The sequence below is a fragment of the Sediminicola luteus genome, assembly GCF_002514735.1.
GTDB lineage: Bacteria > Bacteroidota > Bacteroidia > Flavobacteriales > Flavobacteriaceae > HQA918.
Genome location: NZ_KZ300476.1, coordinates 910,664 through 922,849, shown reverse-complemented (window position 1 = coordinate 922,849; position 12,186 = coordinate 910,664). Strand labels below are relative to the sequence as shown.

12 protein-coding genes are annotated in these 12,186 nt (G+C 45.6%); 9 read left to right on the top strand and 3 right to left on the bottom strand.

Translation table 11 applies throughout. The features are described from left to right. Positions 1-10 precede the first annotated feature (10 nt). Entirely contained in the window at positions 11-811 is an 801-nt protein-coding gene (locus B7P33_RS03765; protein ID WP_097440599.1) for a hypothetical protein, read from the bottom strand. Between the two features lie 26 nt (positions 812-837). Then, positions 838-1,548, bottom strand: coding sequence for a class I SAM-dependent methyltransferase (locus B7P33_RS03760; protein WP_097440598.1), 711 nt, complete (start codon positions 1,546-1,548; stop codon positions 838-840). Positions 1,549-2,014: 466 nt separating this feature from the next. Between B7P33_RS03760 and B7P33_RS03755 the strand changes: the two genes are divergently transcribed. Further along, complete coding sequence (locus tag B7P33_RS03755; RefSeq protein ID WP_097440597.1) at positions 2,015-2,518, top strand: YkgJ family cysteine cluster protein; 504 nt, start codon at positions 2,015-2,017, stop codon at positions 2,516-2,518. 49 nt (positions 2,519-2,567) lie between these two features. Next, positions 2,568-3,395, top strand: a complete 828-nt coding sequence (locus B7P33_RS03750) for a sterol desaturase family protein (RefSeq protein WP_097440596.1) — start codon at positions 2,568-2,570, stop codon at positions 3,393-3,395. Between the two features lie 47 nt (positions 3,396-3,442). On the opposite strand, the gene B7P33_RS03745 is transcribed toward B7P33_RS03750, so the two are convergent. Then, positions 3,443-4,633 (bottom strand): exo-beta-N-acetylmuramidase NamZ family protein, encoded by a 1,191-nt coding sequence (locus B7P33_RS03745; protein ID WP_245871630.1) that lies wholly within the window; start codon positions 4,631-4,633, stop codon positions 3,443-3,445. A 48-nt stretch (positions 4,634-4,681) separates the two neighbouring features. Between B7P33_RS03745 and B7P33_RS03740 the strand changes: the two genes are divergently transcribed. The 7 genes from B7P33_RS03740 to B7P33_RS19725 all read left to right on the top strand — a co-directional run bounded on the left by B7P33_RS03740 (position 4,682) and on the right by B7P33_RS19725 (position 12,100). Next, a complete protein-coding gene (locus tag B7P33_RS03740; protein ID WP_097440594.1) occupies positions 4,682-5,923 on the top strand; it encodes an ABC transporter permease in 1,242 nt (413 codons plus the stop codon). Position 5,924: 1 nt separating this feature from the next. After that, complete coding sequence (locus B7P33_RS03735) at positions 5,925-6,905, top strand: PLP-dependent cysteine synthase family protein (RefSeq protein WP_097440593.1); 981 nt, start codon at positions 5,925-5,927, stop codon at positions 6,903-6,905. A gap of 382 nt (positions 6,906-7,287) precedes the next feature. After that, the gene (locus B7P33_RS03730) at positions 7,288-7,677 is read left to right on the top strand and encodes a VOC family protein (protein WP_097440592.1); all 390 of its coding nucleotides are present in this window, start codon (positions 7,288-7,290) and stop codon (positions 7,675-7,677) included. A gap of 355 nt (positions 7,678-8,032) precedes the next feature. After that, on the top strand, positions 8,033-9,325 hold the full coding sequence (locus B7P33_RS03725) for a M20/M25/M40 family metallo-hydrolase (protein WP_097440591.1): 1,293 nt from the start codon (positions 8,033-8,035) through the stop codon (positions 9,323-9,325). 1 nt (position 9,326) lies between these two features. Then, a complete protein-coding gene (locus B7P33_RS03720; protein WP_097440590.1) occupies positions 9,327-10,106 on the top strand; it encodes an aldose 1-epimerase in 780 nt (259 codons plus the stop codon). After that, positions 10,103-11,827: a SulP family inorganic anion transporter gene (locus tag B7P33_RS03715; RefSeq protein WP_097440589.1), complete on the top strand. Its 1,725-nt coding sequence runs from the start codon at positions 10,103-10,105 to the stop codon at positions 11,825-11,827. The genes B7P33_RS03720 and B7P33_RS03715 overlap by 4 nt, the downstream gene beginning before the upstream one ends. A 141-nt stretch (positions 11,828-11,968) precedes the next feature. Then, the gene (locus B7P33_RS19725) at positions 11,969-12,100 is read left to right on the top strand and encodes a hypothetical protein (RefSeq protein WP_262508016.1); all 132 of its coding nucleotides are present in this window, start codon (positions 11,969-11,971) and stop codon (positions 12,098-12,100) included. Positions 12,101-12,186: the final 86 nt, after the last annotated feature.

Here is a 12,186-nt window from a genome sequence, read left to right as displayed (position 1 = left end):
GTTTAGGTGCTTATCTGCCTCCATTGGCGCGTAAATCGGCTTGGCAGGCGGCATCCAATTCCGGGATAACCGGTTTACCTTTACCCATACGAGAAGTAAGCATCTTGGCCATGGCGTTACCGAAACGCAATTCGGCCCGCATTAGGCAACCTTCCACATTGCAGTGGTTATCGGCCTCATTGTCTTCATGGGGCTCTACCTCTGGCGTGCCGAGGTCGACCAAGCCCAACAAATGGCCAAATTCATGGTTTAGGGTGGCGGTCTCTAAATCGGTTATCGACAAGCTGGCCGAGGCGGCATCAAATTTCTGTAAGGTATTTTGGTAGATGACCATAGAGGTGTTTCTATAAACGGCGCCTAAGGTAAAGGTGCCTTCGTCTTCGTCGTCATCTTCCGAAGGGGCATTGGCAAAATAGATATAGATGGCCAAGGTCTTTCCGTTGTTATAAGCCGTTCTATGTTCTTTTTCAAGATCCGTAATATCAGATAGGGCCAGGGCATTTGAGCTGGGCGGTGTTATTTGCAAATACTCGATATCGATATTCGATTTAAACGTATGCTTGCGTAAAAAGGCCGAAAAGTTGTTAATGGTCGTTGCCGTAGGCTTGGTATTGGCCGAATGGGCAATTTGTATGAGCAAACGGTCAAAATCTTCATTGGATAGAATGTCGCGGGCCGAATCCCCGGTTCCCTGTAAATTTGCGGTTTTACTAACGGTTGGAGTTTCGTTACCACCATCGTCACTAGAACAGGCTGCCATAAATCCCAAGGCGATTGCAGCGTACAAGAAAATCTTCGGGGAAAATTTCATAGGAACGGTTTTTAGACTAACGTTTATTAGGGGTTAATCGTGTGTATTCTGGCCAAATAGTCGTAATGTGCGCCTTCAGCTATCATCTCACATTGCAAACCATGTGCCAAACAAGCCCTGGTTAGGGTGTTGTAATCAACATACAGCCATGGGAATCGTGGGCTTGAGAACTTTTTATAATGCATTTGAAATTGCACTTCACCATAATATCCGTTCGGGTCTACCCAATATTCGCCCTTTTCGTCTTCGAACATATAAATAATATCGCTTGAGTCTACAAGAATCTGTCCGCCCGGGGCCAGCAGTGACTTTAGTTTATGCAACATAGGGCCCAAACCTGCTAAAGCGCCCGCAAGCCCGATACCGTTCATGAGTAATAAAAGGGTGTCATAGCTACCCTGATGGTCTAGAAAATCGGAAACGATGACGTTGTTGACACCTCTTTGTTTGGCACAGTGTATGGCTCCCGGCGAAATATCGATGGCCGTAACCTTTAACCCTTGCTCTTGTAACCATAGACTATGGCTTCCCGCCCCGCAGCCTATATCCAATACAGATCCCGTACATTGTTGGAGGGCCTTTTGCTCGAGTTCGGGCATAGCGGCATACCCTCTAAAAAGGTGGGCCAGGGGGAGTACATCTGTTTCTTCCAAGGAAGAGGTGGTCCGTATATCTTCCGAAAACCCATTCTCCAAATAATCCATAAGGGCTAAGCCCAAAACATCGGCATGTTCCATAGCTGCGAAGCTAAGGTATTTTTATATCCCATCATTAAATTGATATGCTTGCCATGTCGCAGTTCATGGTTTGAAGGGTTTATGGTTTCAAGGGTTCATAGTTTATGGTATAGGGTTTCTTTGAAGTCACACGATTCACTTCGTACCTCGTACTTTCCTCTTCGTACTTGAAAAGAATTGAAGGGTTCATGGTTATTCGGTGACTCCCTATTCCAACAATGAACACTGAACAACGAACAATACAGAATGACACGAATTTCACGAATGGCACGAATGGCGCAGTAGTTGTAGGGTTTGTGGTTTGATAATATCCATAATTCAATTACTTCGTACCTCCAACCTCGTACTTCAACCTTCTAACTGTACTTTCCGACCCATTTTCAAATCATCAAATCATCAAATTTTCAAATTGGTACATTGATTTATCGGTACATTGCTACATTGCTTTATTGAATATCTTTGCCCCATGAAGGCTTTGGACGATTTGCCCCAACGGGCGCGGGAGAAGAAAAAAGAAAACCAGCAATTTTTTAAGAAGCTGAAGAAAAGGCCCCCAAAAAACCTCGATTATGTGATGCAGGAACTACACGAGGCCGAGTTTGAACGTACCGATTGTCTGGAGTGTGCCAATTGCTGTAAGACCACCGGTCCGCTGTTTACCCAAGCCGATATTACCCGTATCGCGAAGCATTTTAAGATGAAGCCCCAGCCCTTTATCGACACCTATCTGCGTTTGGATGATGAAAACGATTATGTATTGCAATCGGTGCCCTGTACCTTTTTAGATGCGCAGAACTATTGTATGATTTATGAGGTACGTCCCAAGGCCTGTCGCGAATACCCGCATACCGATCGTAAAAAATTCCATCAAATCGCGAACCTTACCCAAAAGAACGTCGCTATTTGTCCGGCCGCCTTTAATATCGTTGAGGCCATGAAGCATCGTTTGGGCTTGGGTGTTCGAAGGTGAGTGAAAACCATTATTTGATAAAGTGTTACCGATCGGTTATATTGGTGGCATGGAAGCTATTTACAACTATTTTGAGACCATTCCCACCCTGCACCGCAGTTTGATTTTGGTGGGCGGTATCGCCTTTTTCTGGATTGTGGAATCCATAATCCCCATGTTTCGTTTTGGGTATAAAAAATGGCGGCATGCGGGGATCAATTTTTTCTTTACGTTGACCACCATTTTGGTGAATTTTCCCTTGGCGTTTTTGTTGTTGAAAACTTCCGACTGGACCCAAGTCAACCATTTCGGGGTCTTGCAGTGGTTAGATATGCCCCTTTGGGCCGATCTATTGGTGGGGCTTATGCTTATGGATCTTATCGGGGCCTATACCGCCCATTTGGTAGAGCATAAGACCAAAGTATTGTGGGGATTTCATTTGGTACACCATACCGATCAAGAGATCGATACCACCACGGCCAATCGCCACCATCCGGGTGAGAGTATCATACGTTTTGCTTTTACGGCCCTGGCTACTTTTATTGTGGGTGCCCCTGTGGCCTTGATTATGTTGTACCAATCACTATCGGTGGTATTATCGCAGTTTAACCATGCCAATTTTGCCTTGCCCAAGGGCTTGGATACCGCTTTGAGCTATGTGATCGTATCGCCCGATATGCACAAGGTGCACCACCACTACCAATTGCCCTATACCGATAGTAATTACGGGAATATCTTTTCGATTTGGGACCGCCTATTCGGTACCTATATGAGTCTGCCCAACGCCGATCTAAAATACGGCGTAGATACTCATATGGAACGCGAAAACCACTACGGTTTGGGCCGGATGCTTAAAATTCCTTTTGAAAAATATAAAGGGCCTGGGTCTGAAATATAATGGTGATAGGGGGATAGTTAATACCCAAATAATCAATTTAAAAGAGGCTATTCGTATAGTAAATACTTAGCCCTAACCTTCCGAAAAGTAACTATATCGTCTTGCCAAGTGGCTCTGATTTCTTGGGCAGACATCCCGTCGATTATTTGTTGTTGCAAAGTCTCATTACCCGCGTGTTTGGTAAACCCGCTGGTTAAAAAGAATTTTTCCTTATCGGAACTATGGGTATAGGCGTCGATCAACCATTGTAAGTCTACCTGCTGCGGAATCTCGACCTGAGCTAGATCTTTACCAAAACAAGTCTTGCCTTCCTCTTTAGGGTATTTGGCCCCGGGCATGGGTTTTGGGGTATATCGCAAATCATATTGGGTACTATCTAAAAAGGAGGCACCATAGCGTTGAAACTGAAATGCCGTACCCCGCCCGGCATTGGCGGTAGTACCCTCAAAAAGGCCTAAACTAGGGTAAAGCCCTACGGCTTGGTCGTTCGGTAGGTTGGGTGAGGGTTTTATGGGTAGCGAATAGTTTCTAGAGTGGTCGTAATGTTTTAGGGGAACCACGGTGAGTTCGGCTTCCCGGCCGTTTTCTAACCAGCCTTCCCCATTTATCATTTGGGCATATTCCCCAATGGTCATTCCATACACCAAAGGAATGGGGGTCATCCCCAAAAAACCTTGATGCTCATCCTCCATTGTGGGCCCATCTACATACGAAGCGTTGGGGTTGGGCCGATCCAAGACCAGAATGGGGATGCCTTTTTCGGCACAGGCCTCCATGGTCAGTTGTAAGGTGGCGATATAGGTATAGAAGCGCACCCCCACATCTTGGATGTCGAAAACCACGAGCTCTATACCTTCCAAAGCGGCTTGGGGCGGTTTTCTGTTTTTGCCATGAAGCGAGATTATGGGTAAACCGGTTTTGGTGTCCTTGCTGTCGGCCACACTTTCACCTGCATCCGCCTCGCCCCTAAATCCGTGTTCCGGGGCAAATACCTTTTGTAGGGCCACCCCATGTGATAGCAGCGAGTCTACCAAATGCGTATACCCGCCCTGTTTATTCTGTATCACCGATGTAGGGTTGCCCACTAAGGCCACTTTTTTGTCTTTCAACAACCACAAATAACTATCGGTTTGGTCGGCACCGGTGCGTATGGGAAGGCCTTGCGCTTCACGAATTTGTTCTGCCAGAGGTTTCGGACCGTCCTTCTTTGGGGTGTTTCCGCATCCGACTAGGAGCATAACCCATATTAATAACGTATTTTTGACGATGTACAAATTGGTCATGGTTTGAACTTAGAATTATTTATTGCCAAACGGCTTATTCGGGGTAAGGAGTATAAAAGTAGTATTTCGGCCCCTATTATAAAAATCGCCATTACGGCCGTGGCCCTGGGTTTGATCATGATGTTGGTGGCTTTGGCAACTACCTTGGGGCTTAAACAAAAGATACGGGAAAAAGTAGCCGTGTTCAATGGCCATATCCAGATTTTTAACTACGATACCAATGTCAGTAACGAATCGTTGGTGCCGGTTTCCACAGATCAGTTTTTTTATCCTGAATTCAATGAGGTTTCGGGCATAACCCACATACAGGCCGTGGCCACCAAGAGTGGAATTATTCGTACCGAGGAGACTTTCGAGGCAATCTTGGCCAAGGGCGTGGGTACTGATTACGATTGGTCTGCCTTTTCGGAGTTTATGGTAGCAGGGCGTTTGCCCAAACTCGATGCCAATCTTAACGATGAGGTAATTATATCGCGTATTCTGGCCAATAAATTAGAATTGAAAGTGGGCGATAAATTCTTTTCATTCTTTTTAAAGGAAGGAGACCCATCGAAAACCCCGAACCAACGGAATTTTGAGGTCGTGGGTATCTACGATTCCGGATTCGAGGAGTTCGATGCGCAATACCTCTTTTGCGATATCCGTCATATACAGCGCATGAACAAATGGAAAAAGGATGAGGTGGGCAGTTTTGAGGTATTCATAGAAGATTTTGATCAATTGCATCAGAAAGGTAATGAAGTGTACGGGGCCACCGTATCCACTTTGGATAGCAGGACCATAAAAGACCGGTATGCCAAACTTTTCGAATGGATCGGACTCTTTGATTTTAATGTTGCCATCATTATCGGAATCATGATCATCGTGGCCGGAATCAATATGATAACGGCCCTATTGGTGTTGATTTTGGAACGTACGCCCATGATCGGTATTCTAAAGGCCATGGGGTCTCCCGATTGGAGCATCCGTAAGGTTTTCTTGTATAATGCGGCCTATTTGATCGGAGTGGGATTGTTTTGGGGCAACCTTATCGGTCTGTTGGCTATTTTGGGCCAGCATTGGTTCCGCTGGGTAAAGTTTCCCAATGCCAAGGATTACTATATGACCTATATTCCGGTGGCCATCGATCCAACCACTTGGGTATTGCTCAATGTGGGGGTTTTGGTTTTATGTACCGCCATGATGTTGATTCCCTCCTTCATTATTACCAAGATCAAGCCTGTAAAGGCCATTAAATTTGAGTAACATGGATTATGTTGATAATATTTTAGGGACCATTGGGAATACTCCCATGGTAAAGATGAACCGTTTGGTGGCCGATTTACCCTGTTTGGTCTTGGCCAAATACGAAACCTTTAATCCGGGGAACTCGGTAAAAGACCGGATGGCTTTACAAATGGTAGAAGATGCCGAGGCAGCGGGACTATTAAAACCCGGAGGTACCATTATCGAAGGTACCTCGGGCAATACGGGTATGGGACTGGCCCTGGCCGCGGTAATCAAGGGGTATAAGATGATCTGCGTGATCAGTGACAAACAGTCAAAGGAAAAAGTAGATGTATTAAAAGCCATGGGTAGCGAAGTGTACGTATGCCCAACCGATGTGGCTCCCGACGACCCCAGAAGCTACTATTCCACCGCCCGCCGTTTGGCCGAGGAGACCGAAGGTGGTTGGTATGTAAACCAGTACGATAATCCGTCTAACGCCAAGGCGCATTATTTGAGTACAGGCCCAGAGATTTGGGAACAGACCGATGGTAAGATTACCCATTTCGTGGTGGGCGTGGGCACCGGCGGTACCGTTTCTGGCGTCGCCAAATATTTGAAAGAGCAAAACCCCGATATTAAGGTTTGGGGCATAGATACTTATGGTTCCGTATTTAAAAAATACCACGAAACCGGAATTTTCGATGACAATGAGATCTATCCATATGTCACTGAAGGTATTGGGGAAGATATTTTACCCAAAAATGTGGATTTCAGTCTAATTGACGGCTTTACCAAGGTCACCGATAAAGATGCGGCGGTATACACCCAACGTTTGGCCAAGGAAGAGGGTATGTTCTTGGGTAACTCGGCCGGTGCGGCGGTAAAAGGGCTGTTACAGTTAAAGGAACAGTTTACCAAAGACGATGTGGTAGTGGTCTTGTTCCATGATCATGGCAGCCGCTACGTGGGCAAGATGTTCAACGACGACTGGATGCGTAAAATGGGGTATATCGATTAATCCCGATGGCTGTTTGATTGTTTATTGTTCAGTGTTCGTTGTTCATTGTTGGTAAAGGAAATCACCGAATAAACTATGAACCCTTCAAACCATTCCAAGTACGATGTAGGTGGTACGAAGTACAAAGTGAAAATTCGTGAACATTCGTGAAATTCGTGTCCGTTAAAAATTGTTCATTGTTCAGAGTTCATTGTTGGTATGGGAACTCACCGAATAAACCATAAACCCTTCAAAACTTTCTAAATACGAGGTTGGAAGTACGAGGTACAAAGTAAAAATTCGTGAATGTTCGTGAAATTCGTGTCCGTTAAAAATTGTTCATTGTTGGAATGGGAACTCACCGAAAATACCATGAACTATAAATAGCAAACCAAAAAACCATATGGAAAGGAATATTGGACTGATCAGTTTGGTGGTGGCCGATTATGACGAGGCCATCGATTTTTATGTCAATAAGCTAGGCTTTGAACTTTTGGAAGATTTACCCCAAGAAGATAAGCGTTGGGTGGTGGTACGGCCCAAAGGCACCCATGGGGCATCATTGTTGTTGGCACAAGCTTCTTCTTCTGAGCAAGAAAGCAGGATTGGGAATCAGACCGGAGGACGCGTATTTTTATTTCTCTATACCGACGATTTTCAGCGCGATTACCAAAACCTATTGACCCATAAGGTAACAATCGTTAGGCATCCTGAGGTACAACCCTACGGTACCGTGGCCGTTTTTAAGGATCTCTATGGCAACCAATGGGATTTAATCCAGCCCGCTGAATAAAGCATAAACTCTTAAAACCTTTCCAAGTATGAAGTGGGAGGTACCAGGTACGGAGAAAAAATTCGTGAATATTCGTGTAATTCGTGTCTGTTTAAAAATGTTCATTGTTCAGAGTTCATTGTTGGAGTGGCAACTCACCGAATAACCATGAACGATAAACTATAAACCCTTCAAATCCTTACCAAGTAAGAAGTACAAAGTAAGTAGTACTAAGCCTATATGTGACTTTTGATCTCATGGCAAATTCGTAACCCTTCAAACCATAAACAATCCAACCCACGGAAAGGTCTAATGTAACCTAGGGAACAGAGTTTCGTTCGTAAAACTGTATTTTAGGGCAGTAAAACCGATCAAAATGCAAAAACTCTTGCTTTTGGGGCTGGCATTAGGTGTGTTAAATATCCTAAGCGCCCAAAAACTTTCCCGTACCGAAAAGAAAATCATCAAGACCGTAACTACCCAAAAAGGGGAGGCCATCGACTTTCTGAAGAAGGTGGTGAACATAAATAGCGGTACCCTGAACCTTAGGGGGGTGAAAACCGTTGGGGAGGTCTTTTCCAAAGAGTTCGAGGCTTTGGGCATGGAAACCTCATGGTACGATATGCCGGCCGAAATGAACCGGGCCGGACATTTATTCGCTGAAACCAGAGGAAAAAAAGGTAAGAAACTATTGTTGATTGGGCATCTCGATACCGTTTTTGAGGAAAACAGTCCGTTTCAGGAGTTTACCATGGTCAACGATAGTATCGCCCATGCGCCGGGCGGGAACGATATGAAAGGGGGCAATGTGATTATTCTATATGCGCTTAAAGCCCTGCACGATAATGGTTTGCTTAAAGATGCTAAGGTCATAGTAGCCTTTACTGGCGACGAAGAGAGTGCCGGGAAACCATTGGATATTAGCCGGAAACATCTGATTGAGGCGGCCAAACGTTCCGATATCGCTTTGGGGTACGAAACCTCTACAGGCTTTAACTATGCCACCGTAGCCCGCCGAGGTTCTTCGGGTTGGGCGGTAGAGACCAAGGGGACCCGTGCCCATTCTTCGGCCATTTTTAACGAAAGGGTAGGTGCCGGTGCCGTTTTTGAAATGTCGCGCATCTTGCACCGTTTCTATGATGAGGTCCGTGGTGAAGAGTTCCTAACTTTTAACCCTGGGGTTTTACTGGGCGGAACCTTTACCGAATACGACCCCTTGAAAAGTGGGGGAACCGCTTTTGGTAAAACCAATGTAGTAGCCCAAACGGCCCTGGTAAAAGGGGGACTACGTTTTATCTCGGAAGAACAAAAAGAAAAGGCACGTGAAAAAATGCGTGCTATAGTGGCCGAGAATCTGCCCGGGACCACGGCAGAGATAAGCTTTACTGATAGTTATCCGGCCATGGGCCCAACCGAGGGCAACCATGCCCTATTGGATCTATTGAACCAAGTTAGTTTAGATTTAGGGCAGGGTGAGGTTTTGGCTTATGATCCCGGTAAACGAGGAGCGGCCGATACCTCTTTCGTAGCCGAATATGTAGATTGTCTCGATGGCTTAGGTACCATGGGCACAGGGGCACATACACCAGAAGAGACCGTAAATCTGAATACCATAGAGGCACTTACCCAGCGTACGGCCGTTATGCTATACCGACTAATCCATAAATAATATGGTTCGATTACAGCAAGGCCAAACTTCGGCCGTTATCGACTCAGGGGAATTGGTTTCCTTTCAGGTCCAAGGTCACGAATTGATCCATCAAAAAGGCAGTCCGGGTTGGCGAAATTCCGATACCGAAATGTTCCCTATTATAGGCCCGACCGCCGCAGCCGGGTTTTCGGTAACTACTCCAAAAGGGAAGGCTCCGCAAGACCAACATGGACTACTTCGAGAAATGGATTATACCCTAAAGGAACAAACAGAGCGCCAAGCGATATTTCAAAAAGAATACCTGGCCAATACCTCGATTCCAAATAGCAAGTATCCAGAAAAATCGACCTTGGAAAAAGTCTCATGGCCTTATGACTTTACCTTTTCCAAGGCATTTGACCTTACGGATAACGGTTTAAGCGTAACCTTTACCGTATCGGGGGAAAACGATATGCCCTATATGCTGGGGTACCATCCGGCGTTTAAACTACAAAATGCGAATGCCTATATTGAGGCAGGTACTACACGTGTTTCCCTACAGGAAGTCATGGAAGCCGGGGCCAAGGCCCTCCCGATTCTAGATTGTGATACTTTGGTACTGCACGACCAAAAATCGGTAAAGATCGAGACCCACGGTTTCGGCGCGTTTATGCTATGGACCGAAGTACCCAATATGATCTGTATAGAACCTATTAGCTTTTACCCCTATGCCGTTGAAAATAACGAACTGCATAAAGGGTTTCAGGAGCTCGGGCCCAGCGAAGAAAGTTTTGAAGTAAAAATCAGTGTATTAGCGTGAAGCGATTTTTCCCCATAACCGAATGGTTGCCTACCTATCCTAAAAAATGGTTAGGTCAAGATGCCTTGGGTGGGCTAACCGTTGGCGTGCTTTTGGTACCACAAGGTATGGCCTATGCCATGGTGGCAGGCCTCCCCCCAGTATATGGTTTATATGCGGCCCTTTTACCGGTGCTTATCTATGCTTTTTTGGGTACGTCAAGGCAGTTAGGTGTTGGCCCCGTGGCCATGGACTCTCTTTTGGTAGCCGCTGGTTTGGGTGTTATGTCCATCAGTTCGATTGAAGCCTATTTAAGCCTGGTGGTCCTACTCTGTTTTTTGGTTGGGGCCATTCAAATGATATTAGGGGTCTTCCGCCTCGGGTTTTTGGTAAATTTTTTGTCGAGACCAGTAATCAGTGGCTTTACAACCGCGGCCGGACTCATTATAATTAGCAGTCAGGTAAAACATTTGTTGGGTTTGCCCGTACTCGGGGGCAACCAATTGCATACCATTTGGGGGCATATATTTCCGAAGTTGTCCCAACTCACCCTCTGGGATCTCGTTTTGGGTATTGGGGCCATTTTAATACTCTTGGCTTTTAAGAAATGGTTACCCAAGGTCCCGGCCCATTTAATAGTGGTGGTTATGGGTATTTTGGCCGTAACTTTAGGAGGTTTGGAGGCCTATGGGGTGCATGTGGTGGGTGAGGTGCCAAAAGGGCTTCCTGGCTTTAATATGCCCAATTTCGAATGGGCGGTAATAAGTGATCTATTGCCTATTGCCCTAACCTTGGCTTTTGTGGGGTGTTTGGAAGCCATTTCCATAGGCAAGGCCTTGGAAGAGAAATCAGGGGAAGAGACCGTACGTCCGAACCAAGAATTTATCGCATTGGGATCAGCCAATATGTTGGGTTCGTTTTTTCAAGCTTATCCGGTTACCGGAAGTTTTTCGCGTTCTGCCATTAGTTACGATGCGGGGGCACGTACGCCTTTGGCTTCGGTGGTGGCCGTGGTCTTGGTGGCATTGACGCTGCTATTCCTTACGCCACTGTTTTATAATTTGCCCAATGCCGTGTTGGCGGCTATTATCATGGTCTCTGTGTATGGTTTATTGGATATCGATTATGCCTTCACCCTCTGGAAACAACATAAAGACGAAAGTTTGGTTTGGTTATTAACTTGTGGCTTTACCTTGTTCGTAGGTATTCCGGAAGGTATTTTGGCCGGGGTAGTGGTTTCCTTGATATTGATGGTATATCGCAGTTCGCGGCCCCATATTGCCCAATTGGCGCAGATTCGGGGCACCGATTACTTTAGGAACGTAGATCGTTTTAAAGATGCCGTGGCCCCACGAGAAGGTCTTTTGATTCTGAGGCTGGATGCCCAATTATACTATGCCAATGTGGGTTATTTTAAAAAAGCCGTTCAAGAGAAACTAGAGACGAACCCGCAAACGGAGACCCTTATTTTAAATGCAGAGGCGATTAACTATATAGATGCGACGGGAGCCAAGGCCTTAGGGAAACTTATAGAGCAACTTTCGGAAAAAGAGATTACACTGTATATCTCAGGAGCTATAGGCCCTACACGTGATGTGTTGTTCAGTAGTGGTTTGATCGACCAATTGGGAAGCGACCATTTGTTCGCCCGATTGTTAGATGCGGTAACCTATTACGAAGGCAGTACCGAACGTTCGGTCATGGCCAAAAAAGTGGCTTTTCAAAATCGGGGCAAACGTTGATACTTGACAGGTGTCGTAAGGTTTAGCTAGTAAAGCGGAAGTGCTTTGGTCTATACTGGTGTATTTTGGGAAATCCGTCTGATAATTATCATGTTTTAAACTCAGGGCTAGGTCTAATTTAGCCCTATTAAATATTGTGTTATGTTTCAAGAATTAGTTCCTTTGGTAAACTGGGGCAATGGCGTGATTATGATTGGGGTATTTGCTGCCGTTTGTGTGGCTTTGGTAGCCGCCTTGCTTATTTTGATGAATAGCGGTAAAAAAGAGGAATAATATTTCTTTTTAGGTTGAATGGTTAGACATCCTATGACTTGTAGGATGGCTTATGAGGTTGAAATACGTTTTCCTGTACCGCTGGT

Coding starts and splice junctions, on each gene's coding strand:
- B7P33_RS03745 (WP_245871630.1), bottom strand. CDS start 4,633: ATGCTCCTAGTCGGATGCGGAAACACCCCAAAGAAGGACGGTCCGAAA.
- B7P33_RS03730 (WP_097440592.1), top strand. CDS start 7,288: ATGGAAAGGAATATTGGACTGATCAGTTTGGTGGTGGCCGATTATGAC.
- B7P33_RS03765 (WP_097440599.1), bottom strand. CDS start 811: ATGAAATTTTCCCCGAAGATTTTCTTGTACGCTGCAATCGCCTTGGGA.
- B7P33_RS03735 (WP_097440593.1), top strand. CDS start 5,925: ATGGATTATGTTGATAATATTTTAGGGACCATTGGGAATACTCCCATG.
- B7P33_RS03760 (WP_097440598.1), bottom strand. CDS start 1,548: ATGGAACATGCCGATGTTTTGGGCTTAGCCCTTATGGATTATTTGGAG.
- B7P33_RS19725 (WP_262508016.1), top strand. CDS start 11,969: ATGTTTCAAGAATTAGTTCCTTTGGTAAACTGGGGCAATGGCGTGATT.
- B7P33_RS03750 (WP_097440596.1), top strand. CDS start 2,568: ATGGAAGCTATTTACAACTATTTTGAGACCATTCCCACCCTGCACCGC.
- B7P33_RS03720 (WP_097440590.1), top strand. CDS start 9,327: ATGGTTCGATTACAGCAAGGCCAAACTTCGGCCGTTATCGACTCAGGG.
- B7P33_RS03725 (WP_097440591.1), top strand. CDS start 8,033: ATGCAAAAACTCTTGCTTTTGGGGCTGGCATTAGGTGTGTTAAATATC.
- B7P33_RS03755 (WP_097440597.1), top strand. CDS start 2,015: ATGAAGGCTTTGGACGATTTGCCCCAACGGGCGCGGGAGAAGAAAAAA.